Origin of the sequence: Prochlorococcus sp. MIT 1223, assembly GCF_034092465.1 — a bacterium.
Taxonomy (GTDB): Bacteria; Cyanobacteriota; Cyanobacteriia; order PCC-6307; family Cyanobiaceae; genus AG-402-N21.
In genome coordinates this window covers 943919-959605 of the sequence record NZ_CP139303.1, presented here as the reverse complement: position 1 = coordinate 959605, position 15687 = coordinate 943919, and the positions used below count along the sequence as shown (strand labels likewise).

16 protein-coding genes are annotated in these 15687 nt (G+C 37.2%); 8 read left to right on the top strand and 8 right to left on the bottom strand.

Translation table 11 applies throughout. The features are described 5' to 3' along the window. The first annotated feature begins 49 nt into the window (after positions 1–49). Positions 50–1342, top strand: coding sequence for a phosphopyruvate hydratase (gene eno, locus SOI85_RS05175; RefSeq protein WP_320663363.1), 1293 nt, complete (start codon positions 50–52; stop codon positions 1340–1342). Between the two features lie 30 nt (positions 1343–1372). On the opposite strand, the gene SOI85_RS05170 is transcribed toward eno, so the two are convergent. From SOI85_RS05170 to SOI85_RS05160, 3 genes are read right to left on the bottom strand one after another with little or no spacing between them, the layout of a single operon-like run. Beyond that, positions 1373–3025 carry an AarF/ABC1/UbiB kinase family protein gene (locus SOI85_RS05170; protein WP_320663362.1) on the bottom strand — a complete coding sequence of 551 codons (1653 nt, stop codon included), beginning with the start codon at positions 3023–3025 and terminating at the stop codon, positions 1373–1375. A 37-nt stretch (positions 3026–3062) separates the two neighbouring features. Next, complete coding sequence (locus SOI85_RS05165) at positions 3063–3389, bottom strand: hypothetical protein (RefSeq protein ID WP_320663361.1); 327 nt, start codon at positions 3387–3389, stop codon at positions 3063–3065. Between the two features lie 53 nt (positions 3390–3442). Beyond that, a complete protein-coding gene (locus SOI85_RS05160) occupies positions 3443–4012 on the bottom strand; it encodes a hypothetical protein (RefSeq protein ID WP_320663360.1) in 570 nt (189 codons plus the stop codon). 165 nt (positions 4013–4177) lie between these two features. On the opposite strand from SOI85_RS05160, the gene SOI85_RS05155 reads away from it, so the two are divergent. Beyond that, positions 4178–5134: an NAD(P)/FAD-dependent oxidoreductase gene (locus SOI85_RS05155; RefSeq protein ID WP_320663359.1), complete on the top strand. Its 957-nt coding sequence runs from the start codon at positions 4178–4180 to the stop codon at positions 5132–5134. A gap of 74 nt (positions 5135–5208) precedes the next feature. Here the strand turns inward: SOI85_RS05155 and SOI85_RS05150 are convergent, their stop codons facing one another. Genes SOI85_RS05150 through SOI85_RS05140 form a run of 3 tightly spaced genes read right to left on the bottom strand, consistent with a single transcriptional unit; the run spans position 5209 to position 8196 of the window. Beyond that, entirely contained in the window at positions 5209–5490 is a 282-nt protein-coding gene (locus SOI85_RS05150; RefSeq protein WP_320663358.1) for a P-II family nitrogen regulator, read from the bottom strand. Between the two features lie 4 nt (positions 5491–5494). Further along, entirely contained in the window at positions 5495–6490 is a 996-nt protein-coding gene (locus SOI85_RS05145; RefSeq protein WP_320663357.1) for a sodium-dependent bicarbonate transport family permease, read from the bottom strand. Positions 6491–6534: 44 nt separating this feature from the next. Next, on the bottom strand, positions 6535–8196 hold the full coding sequence (locus SOI85_RS05140) for a SulP family inorganic anion transporter (protein WP_320663356.1): 1662 nt from the start codon (positions 8194–8196) through the stop codon (positions 6535–6537). Between the two features lie 146 nt (positions 8197–8342). Here SOI85_RS05140 and SOI85_RS05135 point away from each other — a divergent pair, with 146 nt between their 5' ends. The 6 genes from SOI85_RS05135 (at position 8343) to SOI85_RS05110 (ending at position 14570) form a co-directional block, all read left to right on the top strand. Further along, positions 8343–9290: a DnaJ C-terminal domain-containing protein gene (locus SOI85_RS05135; protein ID WP_320663355.1), complete on the top strand. Its 948-nt coding sequence runs from the start codon at positions 8343–8345 to the stop codon at positions 9288–9290. Positions 9291–9330: 40 nt separating this feature from the next. Continuing rightward, positions 9331–10332 carry a porphobilinogen synthase gene (gene hemB, locus SOI85_RS05130; RefSeq protein ID WP_320663354.1) on the top strand — a complete coding sequence of 334 codons (1002 nt, stop codon included), beginning with the start codon at positions 9331–9333 and terminating at the stop codon, positions 10330–10332. 59 nt (positions 10333–10391) lie between these two features. After that, positions 10392–10805, top strand: a complete 414-nt coding sequence (locus SOI85_RS05125) for a VOC family protein (protein ID WP_320663353.1) — start codon at positions 10392–10394, stop codon at positions 10803–10805. 7 nt (positions 10806–10812) lie between these two features. Further along, positions 10813–13230, top strand: coding sequence for an endonuclease MutS2 (locus tag SOI85_RS05120; protein ID WP_320663352.1), 2418 nt, complete (start codon positions 10813–10815; stop codon positions 13228–13230). A gap of 75 nt (positions 13231–13305) precedes the next feature. Then, entirely contained in the window at positions 13306–14295 is a 990-nt protein-coding gene (obgE, locus tag SOI85_RS05115) for a GTPase ObgE (protein WP_320663351.1), read from the top strand. 89 nt (positions 14296–14384) lie between these two features. After that, on the top strand, positions 14385–14570 hold the full coding sequence (locus SOI85_RS05110) for a hypothetical protein (RefSeq protein ID WP_320663350.1): 186 nt from the start codon (positions 14385–14387) through the stop codon (positions 14568–14570). A 62-nt stretch (positions 14571–14632) separates the two neighbouring features. On the opposite strand, the gene SOI85_RS05105 is transcribed toward SOI85_RS05110, so the two are convergent. After that, positions 14633–14866, bottom strand: coding sequence for a CP12 domain-containing protein (locus SOI85_RS05105; protein ID WP_320663349.1), 234 nt, complete (start codon positions 14864–14866; stop codon positions 14633–14635). 166 nt (positions 14867–15032) lie between these two features. After that, a complete protein-coding gene (locus SOI85_RS05100) occupies positions 15033–15683 on the bottom strand; it encodes a DUF2301 domain-containing membrane protein (protein ID WP_320663348.1) in 651 nt (216 codons plus the stop codon). Positions 15684–15687 lie beyond the last annotated feature (4 nt).

Sequence of the window (15687 nt, the reverse complement as noted above, 5' to 3'; positions counted from 1 at the left end):
GACAATGCAACCTCAAAAACATAGGATCTTCAAAAGTTGATTAAAGAAATTGAACGATTCACTAGATCTACTCATTGACGCAATTGTGGCCAGGGAGGTTCTCGATTCCAGAGGTAATCCGACTGTTGAAGCGGAAGTTATGCTTGATGGAGGTGCAGTTGGAAGGGCAATAGTGCCTAGTGGAGCGAGTACTGGAGCTTATGAAGCTCATGAATTAAGAGATGGTGGGGAAAGGTATATGGGGAAAGGAGTAATGAAAGCCATAAAAAATATTGAAGATCGAATTGCTCCTTCGCTTTGCGGACTCTCTGCTTTGGAGCAGGTAAATATTGACTCAATTATGTGTGATTTAGATGGAACAGAAAATAAATCCAATCTTGGGGCTAATGCAATTCTTGCAGTAAGCATGGCTAATGCACATGCTGCAGCAGAAGCATTAGGTTTACCCCTTTACAGGTACTTGGGTGGACCTATGTCCACTCTTTTACCGGTTCCACTGATGAATGTTATTAATGGTGGGGCACATGCTGCAAATAATCTTGACTTTCAGGAATTTATGCTTGTTCCACATGGAGCAAATAGCTTTCGAGAAGCTTTGAAAATGGGAACCGAGGTATTTCATGTGCTTAAGGCTCTTTTAACTGCTCAAGGGCTATCTACTGCGGTTGGAGATGAAGGTGGCTTTGCTCCTGATCTGCCAAGTAATCAGGTTGCCGGTGATTTGCTTTTGGAATCAATTGAAAAGGCGGGTTTCAAACCTGGTGAACAAATATCTCTGGCCCTTGATGTTGCAAGTACAGAGTTCTTCAAGGAAAATTTATATACCTATGGGGGAAATCAATATTCAAGCAATCAAATGGTTGAGGAATTATCGAAATTGGTTGAAAATTATCCGATAGTTTCCATTGAAGATGGGCTTGCAGAAGATGACTGGAAAGGGTGGGAAGCATTAACTAATAAACTAGGAAATAAAGTTCAATTAGTTGGAGATGATTTATTCGTTACTAATTCAACTCGATTAAGAAAAGGCATTGATATGCAAGTCGCAAACTCTATCTTGATAAAGGTTAATCAAATTGGCTCTTTGACAGAAACTCTAGATTCTATAGACCTTGCGACTAGATCAGGTTATACAAGTGTTATTAGCCATAGGAGTGGTGAAACAGAAGACACAACTATTGCCGACTTATGTGTAGGTACAAGGTCCGGACAAATAAAAACAGGCTCTCTTAGTCGTAGTGAAAGAGTTGCAAAATATAATCAATTACTAAGAATTGAAGATGAATTAGGTAAGCAATCTGTTTACGCCGGTTCTATTGGCCTTGGTCCAAGAGGTAAATAATTCATAAATATATTGAAGTAATTATACTCCTTATCTAGATTTACCTTGCAATCTATCAATTCGACTATCACGATTCATTTTCAATTGTAATTTCATCCAATTTAATAATATAGGAAAGGCAAAAAATAATGGAAAAGCTGAAAATATTGGCTTGTTATTAGAGCTTAAAAGTGCTGCAGTAATCCCAAGACATCCTAATAAGATTGATTGCCCTAATGATTGTTGAGCACTGATCATCCTCCTTAATTGTCTATCTGATTCTCCCATTCTTATTTGAAGTTGAAGGTCGCCTTGCTCTAGCCTTTCTAAACTTTCATCTAACCTTCTTGGAATACCAACAGCTCTGCTACTAATTTCTCCAACCTGACGTCCAATTTCATTAATTAGGTCATTGGGATTTGAATTGTTTGATGTCATAAGAGGGAGGAGATATGGCTTAGCGATTGAAATTAGATTAAAATTTGGATCAAGGCTTCTTCCAACTCCTTCAAAAGTGGAAAGTGCTCTGAAAACAAATATTAATTCAACTGGGAGCTTGAATGGCTTTTCATAAACCAAATTATATAGATCACCAGAAAGTTTTTCGAATATATTTGGATTAAAAGGTGGCGTAAGAGCTTCTTTGAGCATTAATCTTACAAAACGTCTTACAGGTCCAGTATCTATGTCAGATGCAATTACTCCTGCAATTTGTAATTCTTGAACTAGTCCTTTTGCATCTTGTAAGGCTGCCGCTCGTACCATAGAACCTATTCGTTCTCTTAGTCGCTCAGATATTAAACCCATCATTCCAAAGTCATAGTAAATAAGAGATCCATCACTCCCAATAGCAAGATTTCCTGGATGTGGGTCTGCATGAAAAAAACCAAATTCAATAAGTTGTTTCAGATAGCTTTGTGCTCCAATATCAATTATTGAAGAGGGATCAATTCCTTTTTTCTCTAGAGACTTGCGATCATTGATTTTTATACCTTCTATATACTCAAGACATAAAATCTTACTTGTACTTAGATTCCAAACCACTGCTGGGATACATACTTTTGGATTATCTAAAAATTGTTGTCTAAATCTTGCTGCGTATTGAGCTTCAATTCCAAAATCTAATTCTCTTATCAAAACTCTCTTACATTCTTTCGCAATTCCTATCCAATCTCTTCCATAGCTCCATGATTTGTTTTTTTGTAGCAATCCAGCTACTTGTTGCATCACTTCAAGATCAAGTATGAATAAATCTTCTAACCCTGGACGTTGAATTTTGAATACAACCTTTTGTCCATTTGATAATTCAGCTAAATGGACTTGCGCTATTGATGCTGCTCCTAAAGGAGTTTTATTAAGTGTTTTAATTTCTTCAAATTTTTCTAAAAGTTCTTTTTGAAGGATTTCTTCTGCTATCTCAAAAGGGAATTGAGGTACCTTATCTTGTAAATCCGATAATTCTTTTATCCAGCCTGTAGGTAATACATCAGGTCTTGCAGATAACAATTGACCTAACTTTATAAATGCTGACCCCAGCTGAAGAAGTTTTCTAGTTAACCATCGCGCTCTCAGAGATTGCCTAAATTCTTGCTTGATCTGAGTATGCCCGCCGATATAAGACCATCTTCGAGCATCCCACCAAAGAAAAAATACAAGTTTTATGACTACTAGCCATATTTGGATTGAACGAAGAACTTTGCGCATGAAAATTAGAATCTCTTTATTATGGTCAATTTTTGGCTTAAATTTTTTTATTTAATGCTGCTACTTTTCCTCTGATTCGATCAATCTTATCTCTGATTTGATCTGAATTAAATTCTTCTGAGAAGCTCGAATCAAACTCCTCAGAAAAATCCGAGTCAGATCTTTTTTCGTTATTTGAATCGGATTTTAGTTTTTCAGCTTCTTCATATATTTCTTCTTTGAGAATTTCCCATTCTTTTTTCAGTTGGTCTGGGGCGTCTTTAGCTAAAACTGCAATCTCTGCTGCTGTATTAACTATTTTTTTTCCTAGTCTTGCTGACAACCGATTTAAAGCTGCTCTTAGCAAGGTGTCAGAAGAATTCATGACGCCTTAATGAAAAATCTAGAATAAAATATTTTAGTGAGTTTGGCGCGACTTTATTCTGAAGGAAGAGTTTTCAAGAGTTCTTCTGCATTGAATTTCTCGAAATACTCGTTAGCTTCTAAAGAAAAAAAATCATTTAGCTGATTTTTATTTTCTTCTTTTTCAGGTTCTTTAGCTGCCTTTTTTAGTGGTTGCTTTTTGGATCTTGTTTCAATAGTTAATTTGACTTTTTCCGTTTTCAGCATATTGTCTTCCTCAGGACTTTGTTTTAGCTTGTGTTCAATTTCCTTTTCTATTGATAGCTCCTTCTCTTTTTTCTCAATACTTTGATTAGGTATTGAGTTTTCTGATTTATTAATACCCTTATTCACTTTTGTATATTCCTTTTTAATCCTTGGCTTATTTTTGTTTGAAGGCAGAATGACCTCTGTATTTTTTGTGATTAACAGAGATCGCTTAGTAAAATTGTAACCAAGACTTACCAGACAACCTATTAGCAATGGTGTAATCCAAAATTCAGAGATTTTTTGGAGTTGTTTGTTTTTTTTTATTCCTCGATATGATTTTTTGCTTAGATTCCCTTGAATGTAGTTTCGATAATGAGTATTTTTATTTGATTTCATAAACTACAGTTATAAAATTTTTTTTAATTTATAGTAAGTCAATTCCTAAGATCCTTTAATAGAAGCTATTTGATGGCTAAGGTGATCTTATTGCATTGGCTCACTTCAGCCTGAGCTTCTATCGCTTTAAAGCATAATCAGACTCTTACAGGAGAAGACCCAGCCTTGGAAACAATAGAAACCGATGTTGTCATAGTTGGAGGAGGGCCTGCAGGCTGTACCTGTGCTCTTTATACATCTAGAGCTGATTTAAAGACAGTCATTCTTGACAAGAATCCTGCAGTTGGTGCTTTGGCAATTACTCATCAGATAGCCAATTATCCTGGGGTTTCATCAGAAATGAGTGGAGAGGCTCTTTTGGATTTAATGCGTGAGCAGGCAATTCAATATGGAACGGATTACAGGAGAGCCCAGGTTTTTGGTGTTGACGTTAGCGGTGATTGGAAGACGGTTTATACGCCAGAAGGGACTTTTAAAGGTAAATCACTGGTTCTTGCAAGTGGAGCCATGGGAAGGCCTGCATCTTTTAAGGGTGAAGCTGACTTTTTAGGAAGAGGAGTTAGTTATTGTGCAACCTGTGATGGCGCTTTTTATAGAGATAGAGAGGTGGCAGTCATAGGAGTAAATAAAGAAGCTATAGAAGAAGCCCAAGTTTTAACTAAGTTTGCATCTACTGTTCATTGGATTACATCGAATGACCCTAAAGAAGAAGATTTGCAGGCTCAAGCACTCTTGTCTAGGAAAAATGTTAAGCATTGGAGTAAGACACGCTTGATGTTAATAGAGGGAAATGAAGCTGGAGTGACTGGAATTCAAGTTAAAAATAGAGCTTCTGAAGAACATCAAACTTTAAAATTAGAAGGTGTTTTTGTTTATATGAGTGGTTCTAAGCCCATCACTGATTTTCTTGGTGAGCAAGTTGCATTAAATGATGATGGAGGTGTTGTAGTAGATGATTTTATGGCAACAACTTCTGAGGGGGTTTGGGCGATAGGTGATATTAGAAATACACCTTTTAAGCAAGCTGTTGTTGCAGCATCAGATGGTTGTATTGCTGCTATGGCTATCGATAGATTTTTAAATAGTAGAAAATCTATAAGAGTTGATTGGGTTCACTCTTAATTAGAAAAGGTTTTACTTTTAGTTGAAATATAAATTTTAATTATCTAGTTAGACGCTTAAGATTTAACCAGATCTTACAGAGGTGTTGCTTCAGATAAGTAAGCTACACCACCATAATAATTAAGAATAGACCTTATATTCTCTCTGATTTTATCAATTACTTCTTGGTCACAAAAAACAATTACATGAGCATTTGATCCAAATCCAGTAAATTCCATGTCCTCTGTTACTACTCTTTCTGGGCCTCGCCCAGTTGCATGTTTCATGACTGTATATCCAGGCGCATTTGCTTTTTCAAGAGCAGCTAGCACCTCTTCTAATTCTCTTTCACTGAAGATTAGGTCTAGTCTTTTCATTTACTTAAATACCTGCTGGGATTAGCTTGTTAACTAAAGTCATATACATTGGTATTCCAATAACAATATTAAAAGGAAAAGTTAAGCCAAGCGTAGTTGAGATGTAGTAACTTGATTTTGCTTCAGGAACTGTCATACGCATTGCAGTTGGAACAGCTAGATAAGAAGCACTTGCGCATAGAACTACAAAAAGAAGAGCATTACCAGGACCTAGAGATAAAGATTTGGCAATAAATACACCAATAATTGCATTAAAAATTGGCATTAGAACCGCAAAGGCAATTAAAAAGGATCCTGCTTTTTTAAGCCTTGGAAGTCTTTGAGCCGCGACTATTCCCATATCTAGTAAAAAGAAACATTCAGCTCCGTAAAATAATTTTCCAGTAAAAGGTTGCATCTTCTCCACTCCGGCTGGATTGTTTCCAGCTGTTAGGAATCCGATTAAAAGACTGCCTAGGAGCAAATAAACTGATCCGTTCAGCATCGATTCATGCAAGATAGAACCTATCTTCATTGATTTTGCATTAGGCCTTTTTGTTGTAGCTCCAATCTTTACTAAAAGAAGACCAACAACAATTGCAGGCGATTCCATCAGAGCTAATGCTGCAACCATAAACCCATCAAAATGAATATTTTGACTTTCGAGAAAACTCTCTGCAGTAATAAATGTAACTGCACTAATGGAACCGTAAGCAGCTGCTATTGCAGCTGAATTAAATACATCGAATTTGACTCTTAATATTAAAAAGCAAATAATAGGTATTAGAAGAGACATCAATATTGCAGCGCTGACCGTAGGCAGGACTTGTCCTCCTAAACCACTCTTTTGAAGCTCTACTCCTCCTTTGAACCCTATTGCTAATAGAAGATAAAGAGAAAATAGTTTTGGTAAAGGAGCAGGTATTTCTAAGTCAGAGCGAAGCGCTACTGCGATTGTGCCAAGAAAGAAAAATAAAATTGGCGGTGATAATACATTTTGCAGTATTAAGTTTGCTTCCATGGATTGAATAGTTTTTATATGTAGTTAAATAATCTAATTTTCACTTAAGTTTTTAATTCATTAATGGCTGCTTCTAACGCATCTTTTCTTGTGCCTATTACTTGAACACCAAATTTAGAAAGTCTTTCTTTAACTCTTCCACTCGCCCCTGCAACAAAAGCTTTTCTTGAATTTATTTTCGCTTCTTGCACCATGTCTTCTATTGCGAGAGTTGCTGTAACGCCTAGTCTTGGTACATCAGTAATATCCAAAATTAACACTTTGTAGTTTCTTACAAGTACCATTCGTTCTGTTATACCTTTAGCAGCACCAAAACTTAATGGTCCGCGAAGTCTAAATAGCATTACTTCACCAGAACAGCGATCCAAGAGAGCTTGTTCATCCGAAGGTAATGGTGGCTCATCTACAGAACTATTGTCTGCAATATCTATTGGATTATCTGCATCCATTCCTTCTAATTGGGTTTGAGTAATTGAATCAATAGTCAGCATATTTGCGATGAAAACTCCCACTAGAACTGCCCAAATTAAATCCCAAAAAACAGTCATTAATAAAACCCCATACATTACAGCTGCTGTTTTTAGTGAAAGACGATGTGCTCTTAAAAGAAAGCCCCAGTCAATAATGTCTAAGCCTACTTTTATAAGAATTCCTGCAAGAAGAGCTGTAGGGATTTGCTCTGCAAGAGGCCCTGCTCCTACTAAGACAATTAATAGAACTATTGAGTGAACCATTCCTGATAAAGGAGTTGCTCCACCGGATTTCACATTTATTACTGTCCTCATTGTTGCGCCTGCACCAGGAAGACCTGAAAAAAGTCCAGCCACAGCATTACCTATACCTTGACCTATTAATTCTCTGTCTGAGTTATGACGAGTTTGAGAAATATTATCTGCAACTAAAGAAGTTAATAAAGAATCAATGGCTCCTAACACTGCAAGCACTAATCCTGCTTTGAAAATTATTGGCAAATATTGAGTAAAGCTTGGAATACTTAATGAAGGTACTCCTCTTGGGATTGTACCTATTCGATCCAGTGCTGTTTCTCCAAATAGAAAAATTGAAATAGGAGTAACTATTAATAAAGCTAGTAGTGGAGAAGGAACCCATTGACTGATTTTCCTTGGTGTTAGAAAAACTATTCCAAGAGTCATTACTGCAACACCTATAGCTGCTCCATTGGGTTCAAAGTTAGTAAATACTGTTTTGAGAGATTCAATTACGCCGCCTCTAGTACTAATTCCAAGTAATGGTCCAATTTGAAGGGCAATAATGATTACGCCAATCCCAGACATAAATCCTGAGACAACTGAATAAGGAACTAGCGTTATGTATTTACCTAGACGCAATATTCCAAATAAAATCTGAAATAAGCCGCCAATAACAACTGCGGCCATAACTAAAGGTAAAATCTGTTCGGCTGAAAGATCTCTAGGGACTCCAACTGCTGCAAGGCTGGCTACTACGCCAGCGACTGTGACGCTCATAGGGCCAGTAGGACCACTGACTTGAGCTGGAGTGCCGCCAAACAAGGCAGCAAGGAATCCAACAACAACTGCCCCATATAGCCCATATATTGCTCCTCCAGGTCCTAGCGCTGCATTACCAAAAGCCAGTGCAAGAGGCAATGCAACTACTGCAGCGGTAAGACCGCCTAAAATGTCACCTCTTATGTTTTTTAGATGAAAGCCATGAATAATCGACACTGAAGCTCTCCGAATGCCTAATAACTCTTAATAGCCTATATCTTAAAGGTGTAATTCGTTCGGGCTTCCCTCCATTAAATTTGCCCCAAGTTGCAATTTTAATTGGGAGGATGTGATGTTATGAAGCAGTAGAAGTAAGGTCTTAAATGGCTTCTGATGGATTTAAAGATTACTACAAAATCCTTGGAGTGGAGCGTGATGCTGGAGAAGCGGATATTAAGCGAGCATATAGAGCACTTGCACGTACTTTGCATCCAGATGTAAATCCAAGTGATTCCACTGCAGAAGTAAAGTTTAAGGAGATTAATGAGGCATATGAGGTCTTATCTGATCCAGAGAAAAGGGCTAAATATGAACAATATGGAAAATATTGGAATCAAGTAGGAGGAATTGGCCAGGATTCTAATTTTACTTCTGGTTTTAATAGAGACTTTGGAAATTACGGTAACTTCGATGATTTTATTAATGAGCTTTTAGGGCGTTTCGGAGGGGTAAGTACTAATACTTATTCAAGTTCTAATGGCTTTGCTGGGGCTAACACTTCTAAAAAGCCTATAAACTTAGACGCTGAGGTGAATTTATCAATTAGTTTTTTGGAGGCATTTCATGGTACTCAAAGAACGCTCTCAGTAAATAATGAGCGTTTTCAAATTCAAATTCCAAAGGGAGTAAAAACAGGGTTGCGTCTTAGAGTTAAGGGAAAAGGTAATATTCAGCCTGGCATAGGAAGAAGAGGAGACTTGTTTTTAAAAGTAGATATCCAGCCTCATTTTATATGGAAATTAGATGGAGATAATCTTCGTGGGGAATTACCAGTAACATTTGACGAAATTGCTTTAGGTACAACAGTTAAAATACAAATACCTGATGGAGAGACTGAAATAAATATTCCATCTGGAATTTTACCTGGTCAAAATTTGCGTTTAAAAGGCAAAGGATGGCCTTCTAAGGGAAGTCGAGGAGACTTAATTCTTACTCTTAAAGTAAAATTTCCTCCTAATTGGTCATCTAATGAGCTTGAACTTATTCACAAATTGCAAAAATTTAGAAGCTTTGATCCTAGAAAAGAGTGGAATGAATCCTCACAGTCTTAGCTTGACTATACGATCATCATTATTTTTTTAATTGGTCCTTATGGATCTTACTTATCGTCCACGTCGTCTTCGTCGCTCTCATGCTTTAAGAAGCATGGTAAGAGAGAACAGTTTGAGTCCTGCTGATTTCATTTATCCGTTGTTTGTTCATGAAGCAAATGATGTTCAACAAATCGGGGCTATGCCTGGTTCGTATAGATGGCCTTTGGAAGCTTTAATAAAAGAAGTGGAAAGAGCATGGAGCCTAGGCATTAGATGCGTAGTCTTATTTCCAAAAGTTGATGAATCTTTAAAAACTGAAGATGGAGCAGAGTGCTTTAACGAAAAAGGACTTATTCCAAGGGCTATTGAACTATTAAAAAAAGAATTGCCTGAGATGACAATAATGACTGATGTTGCTTTGGACCCGTATTCCATCGATGGCCATGATGGGATTGTTAGTCCTGAAGGTATTGTCCTAAATGATGAGACTATTGAGTTTTTGTGTAGACAGGCTATTGTTCAAGCTCAAGCTGGAGCTGATTTAATTGGTCCCAGTGACATGATGGATGGACGTGTAGGTGCAATTCGCGAAGCTCTTGATGATGAAGGATTTGAACAGGTAGGAATAATTAGTTATACCGCTAAATATGCTTCTGCGTATTATGGACCTTTTCGCGAAGCTCTTGATTCCGCTCCTAGATCTATTAGCGAGAAGCCAATTCCCAAAGATAAAAGTACTTATCAAATGGATTCTGCTAATGCTAGAGAAGCAATCATAGAGGCCCAGCTTGATGAGCAAGAAGGTGCCGATATACTTATGGTCAAACCTGGCTTGGCTTATTTAGATATTATCCATCGGCTCAGAGAAGAGTCTGAATTACCTATTGCCGCATATAACGTTAGTGGTGAATATTCCATGGTTAAAGCAGCTGCAGAGAAGGGTTGGATAGATGAAAAATCGGTAGTATTAGAAACATTATTGAGTTTTAAAAGGGCCGGTTCGGATTTAATTTTGACCTATCACGCGTGTGATGCAGCGGAATGGTTAAAACAAGAATGAAGTATTTGTTTTAAAATTGATAAATAACCTTTTCTCTCAAGCTTCTATCATTTTCGCGAATGGTTCCAACATCTTTAAAAAAAAGATCTACTTTTGTTAAAAGGCTTGGGCATATAGCCATACGGGTTAAGGACGTCGATCGTGCGAAATCTTTTTATATAAAATTAGGTATGCGATTAATTTGGGATGATCAAGATTGGTGCTATTTGGAAGCTGGACCTACTAATGATGGCCTTGCATTGTTAGGTCCTGGCTATAAAGCTGCTGGACCTCATTTTGCCTTTCATTTTACAGACCGAAAAGAGGTTGAGCTCTTGCATTCTGAATTAAGTGAATCCGGTGTCTCAGTAGGTTCTTTACATGATCACCGAGATGGAACAGCCTCATTTTATTTAAAAGATCCAGAGGGTAATTGGTTGGAAATGCTTTATGAGCCTCCTGAGGGGATACCAACTAATCAAAAAGAGGTTTAATAGTTTTTTGAATGAGCAATTAAAAAATATTTCGCATAACTCGATCGGAGAGGCGTTTCATGAAAGCTTGGAGTTATTGGAATGGCCAAGGCTATGTGCTCATTTGGCTACTTTTGCAAGTACTCCTCAAGGTGAAATTCAATGTAAAAATTTATTGATACCTCAGCATGTCTCTATAACTCGTCGTTATTTAGATGAGACTTTAGAAATAGGTGCTTTAGATGAATTAATTGAGGGTGGCATTAGCTTTTATGGAATTTATGACTTAAATAACATTCTTAGGATATGTGAAAAGGGAGGTGTTGTCTCAGGTGAAGACTTACTTAAAGTTGCTTCAACTTTAAGAGCTACTCGACAGTTGAGACGACAAATAGATGATCCAGAAGTAAGACCATCACTTTCATTATTACTAGAAAATTTGTCAACATTACCTGAATTAGAAAAACTTCTTCAATTTGGATTAGAAGAAGGTGGAAGAGTCGCTGATAGAGCTAGTCAGAAATTGACGATGACCCGTCGTCAATTAGAAGACCTTCGTAAAGAACGAAAAGAAAAATTGCTGGATCTTTTAAGAAAGAATAATTCTATTATTCAAGACACTATTATTTCTGAAAGATTTGGCCGCCCCGTATTGGCTTTGAAACTAGGAGCCACTGATCAAATTGCTGGCATCATTCATGACACATCTTCTTCAGGTAATACTATTTTTGTTGAACCTCAAAGTGTTATCTCATTAGGTAATCGAATCTCGCAAGTTGAGTCAGTTGCTTTTCAAGAAGAACAACGTTTATTAGCTTTATGGAGTAAAGAAGTTGGTAAGAATTTTTTAAAATTGGATTATTTGTCTGGTGTGATATTGAAGTTGGATCTTGCTTTATCAAGAGCTCGTTATGGAAGTTGGTTAGGAGGGGTTCCCCCCTCTATCAAGGATGATCAAGATAATTCTTTTTCTATTCAAAATTTTCGTCACCCTCTATTGCTTTGGCAGCAGGTATATGAAGGAGGAGATAAAGTTGTTCCCATAAGTTTCGAAATAGATTCAACCTTACGAGTTGTTGCTATTACCGGTCCCAATACTGGTGGGAAGACAGCAGCCTTAAAAAGCTTTGGATTAGCAATACTCATGACAAGGTTTGGATTGTTATTGCCATGCATCGGAACTCCTTCTATTCCATGGTGCAATCAAGTTTTAGCTGATATCGGAGACGAACAATCTCTTCAGCAAAATCTTTCAACTTTTAGTGGACATTTAGTAAGAATATCAAAAATTCTAGATGACATAGCTACCCTACCTGGACCGGCAATTGTTTTACTCGACGAGATTGGAGCTGGTACTGATCCAACTGAGGGAACGTCTATAGCTATAGCTCTATTAAAGGTTTTAGCAGACAGAGCACGACTCACAATTGCCACTACTCATTTTGGAGAGCTTAAGGCACTAAAATATAATGATCCTCGCTTTGAAAATGCATCTGTTGCATTTGATAGTGAAACGACTCAACCAACCTATAACTTGCAGTGGGGTATACCGGGTAGAAGCAATGCGTTGGCTATTGCCTCACGACTAGGCTTAGACCAATTGGTAATTGATAATGCGCAAAAACTTATTGGTAGTAAAGGTATAAATGACGTAAATGAAGTAATCAAAGGACTTGAAAAAGAGCGAGAACGTCAACAAGTTGCAGCCGAGGATGCAGCTAGATTATTAGCTCGCACAGAATTGTTACATGAGGAGTTGCTAGGTAATTGGAAAAAACAGCAGAAAAAATCTGATGACTTTCAAGAGCGTGGCCGACATAAATTAGAGATGTCTATTCGTGAGGGACAGAAGGAAGTACGGCAACTAATTCATCGATTGAGAGATGCTGGTGCTAATGGTGAGATTGCAAGGACAACTGGTAAGCGATTACGCGAGTTGCAAAGCAAAAACCATCCGAAGCATATGAAAAAAAATGTTCAGATATGGTTTCCTAAAAAAGGTGATCGAGTTAGATTAATCGCCTTGGGTAAGGCAGGTGAAATTATTCATATATCTGATGATGGATTGCAATTAACAGTTATTTGTGGTGTCTTTCGGAGTACCGTAGATCTTTCTGATGTTGAAAGTATTGATGGATTAAAACCGACAATTCCTAAACCAGAGGTTCACTTAAAAATAAAATCTTCAGCTAGGAAGGGGGCAGTATTACGAAATAAGCAGAATACTTTGGATGTTCGAGGTTTACGTGTTCATGAAGCTGAGGCTGTTATTGATGAGAAAATACGTAATGTGGATGGCCCTATTTGGATCATTCATGGAATAGGTACCGGTAAATTGAAAAGAGGATTAAGAGTTTGGTTGGAAACACTTTCTTACGTAGAGAGAGTGGAAGATGCCTCTCAATCTGAAGGAGGAGCAGGATGTAGTGTTATTTGGTTGCGTTGAAAAAATTATTGCTTAATTGTCTCTTGCGAGGAGATATATTTTTTATAATCTACTTATTTCTTTGATTAGAATCAAATGCAGTTCATAGATCAGGCGAGAATAACAGTTAAAGCAGGTCGAGGCGGAGATGGAATTGTCGCCTTCCGTAGAGAGAAATATGTCCCAGCTGGAGGCCCGTCTGGAGGTGATGGTGGTAATGGGGGGAAAATTATCTTTCAGGCTGATTCTAATCTTCAGACCTTATTGGATTTTAAATATAAGCAACTTTTTTTGGCTGAAGATGGAAAACGAGGAGGCCCTAATAAGCGTTCTGGAGCTGCCGGGAAAGATGTAGTTCTTCGTGTCCCTCCAGGAACAGAAGTAAGAGATTTCACCTCAGGAATAATTTTTGGAGACTTAACTAAAGATGGGGAGAATTTAGTAGTTGCTTATGGAGGAAGTGGAGGTGCTGGGAATGCACGATATTTAAGTAACCGTAACCGTGCTCCGGAAAAATGCACTGAAGGCAAGGATGGAGAAGAATGGTTATTACAACTTGAATTAAAATTACTCGCGGAAGTGGGAATTATTGGAGTACCTAATTCAGGAAAAAGTACATTAATCTCCTCAATTTCTGCGGCCCGACCTAAGGTTGCAGACTATCCCTTTACTACATTGATTCCTAATCTTGGCGTAGTAAGAAGACCAAGTGGTGATGGAACATTATTTGCAGATATTCCTGGCTTGATTTCAGGAGCTGCTACTGGTGCTGGATTGGGACACGATTTTTTGAGACATATACAAAGAACGAAGTTGTTGATTCATTTAGTTGATGCAGCTTCTCTCGACCCGCTTGAAGATATTCGTGTCATTGAAAAAGAGCTGGCAGATTATGGTCACGAATTAATGAAGCGTCCAAGAATATTGGTATTGAGTAAAAAGGAATTAATAGATCCAATTTCCCAAAAAGAATTGCTGGATAAAGTTTTCTTAGCAACTCAACATCAAGCTATTTACATTTCTGCTCTATTGAAAGATGGACTAGATGATTTATTGAATCTTGTTTGGCATGAACTAGATAAATAAGATTTTGTGCCGATTATGTTTAAAGGTTTGAAAATTGACTTGTCTAATTCTTAATTATTGGTCATAAATAGAAAGGCATTATTTAGATTATGAATTTCTATTCTTGTTTTGATGGGAATGGCCAAGTGATAGCAAGATGTCAAACAGATCAAGAAATTGAGGTTCTAAAAAGGATGGGAAGACCTATCGCGGAAGTTCGTCAAATGAAAAACGAAGAAGCAGTTGTCTGCTCTTTGACTAGCAGTCCTTCAGATTTCAACATGGATTATGGATAAAAGTTATATTGAAATTAAAACAATAAAAAAAGCGGTTGGTTAACCGCTTTTTTTATTGTTATTCAGTCGTCATATACCAAGCATTCCGGCTCATCTGGATTTGCATCACAAAACAGTTCTAGGGCATTTGGATCATGATGATCACCAGCCTCGATCTCTTCTTTATGGTGCTCCTTATACTCTTCAAGAGAGTGAAGCTCTTCAGTTAGATGTCTTACTTTTGGGGTATCCCCTGCTTCTTTAGCGGATTGGATCTCAGATTGATCCTTAAGAATGTGTTCCTCGATAGATTTCATGGAGTCTTGGGTTTAGCCAGAGCTTAATCTCTCTTATAATAATTAGCTTGAGCAGATATGTGATTTGTGTAAAGGTTTTTTGGTTGGGTTTACAACACTTTGGATAGAGAATGTATCCCTAGTTACCAGTCGATATAGATAATAATTAGATAGTCGTAGTTAATTCTTATTTATTTATTTTGGAATTAGAGGCTTTTTGTTTCTTTAAGTATTCAAAAACACTTTTGTCTCCAATGTCAACAGAAGGGTCCGAGCCAAGTTTACGTATTGCTAATAACAGTAAAAGTATTGAAGATGTTAGAAGCATACCCATTATGATTCTCCCACTCAGAATGTGAGCTATATGAGAAATTAAAGTGATAGGTAATAGAAAAGTTAAACCAATTGCCTCTGGCTTTCTAAAACAAAAAAATTCTTTAAAGCCTAAACCAGTTAATGATATAAAAAATGGACCAATTGCAATTGTTAGTAGTGGATTTAAAGATAACTCTGAAAGAAGATTATTTCCTCCATAATTGAATAACAAGGCAAGTATTCCAATGCAACCAATAATCCATGAGAGTTGAAGTAATTGATGCAGAATCTTTATATATATATGAATCCACTTAAGACATGATCCTAGTCCTAATGTCATAGGGATTAACCATAACCATGCATAAGAAGGACCAAGTAAAATCCATTGAGATATTCCTAAAAAATACCCTAAACCGCAAATTAACAATGAGACTCTATAGAGCTTGACTTCATTTTTATCTTGAGCATTAATGGTATAAGGACCATAAAATCCAAGGAATTCATCTTTTAACTGGTCTTTCATAGAA

What these genes read in the sequence shown, in the direction of transcription:
- SOI85_RS05145 (WP_320663357.1), bottom strand. Translation starts at nt 6,490, where the DNA reads ATGGAAGCAAACTTAATACTGCAAAATGTATTATCACCGCCAATTTTA.
- SOI85_RS05160 (WP_320663360.1), bottom strand. Translation starts at nt 4,012, where the DNA reads ATGAAATCAAATAAAAATACTCATTATCGAAACTACATTCAAGGGAAT.
- SOI85_RS05100 (WP_320663348.1), bottom strand. Translation starts at nt 15,683, where the DNA reads ATGAAAGACCAGTTAAAAGATGAATTCCTTGGATTTTATGGTCCTTAT.
- hemB (WP_320663354.1), top strand. Translation starts at nt 9,331, where the DNA reads ATGGATCTTACTTATCGTCCACGTCGTCTTCGTCGCTCTCATGCTTTA.
- SOI85_RS05125 (WP_320663353.1), top strand. Translation starts at nt 10,392, where the DNA reads ATGGTTCCAACATCTTTAAAAAAAAGATCTACTTTTGTTAAAAGGCTT.
- SOI85_RS05110 (WP_320663350.1), top strand. Translation starts at nt 14,385, where the DNA reads ATGAATTTCTATTCTTGTTTTGATGGGAATGGCCAAGTGATAGCAAGA.
- SOI85_RS05165 (WP_320663361.1), bottom strand. Translation starts at nt 3,389, where the DNA reads ATGAATTCTTCTGACACCTTGCTAAGAGCAGCTTTAAATCGGTTGTCA.
- obgE (WP_320663351.1), top strand. Translation starts at nt 13,306, where the DNA reads ATGCAGTTCATAGATCAGGCGAGAATAACAGTTAAAGCAGGTCGAGGC.
- SOI85_RS05150 (WP_320663358.1), bottom strand. Translation starts at nt 5,490, where the DNA reads ATGAAAAGACTAGACCTAATCTTCAGTGAAAGAGAATTAGAAGAGGTG.
- SOI85_RS05135 (WP_320663355.1), top strand. Translation starts at nt 8,343, where the DNA reads ATGGCTTCTGATGGATTTAAAGATTACTACAAAATCCTTGGAGTGGAG.
- SOI85_RS05170 (WP_320663362.1), bottom strand. Translation starts at nt 3,025, where the DNA reads ATGCGCAAAGTTCTTCGTTCAATCCAAATATGGCTAGTAGTCATAAAA.
- SOI85_RS05105 (WP_320663349.1), bottom strand. Translation starts at nt 14,866, where the DNA reads ATGAAATCTATCGAGGAACACATTCTTAAGGATCAATCTGAGATCCAA.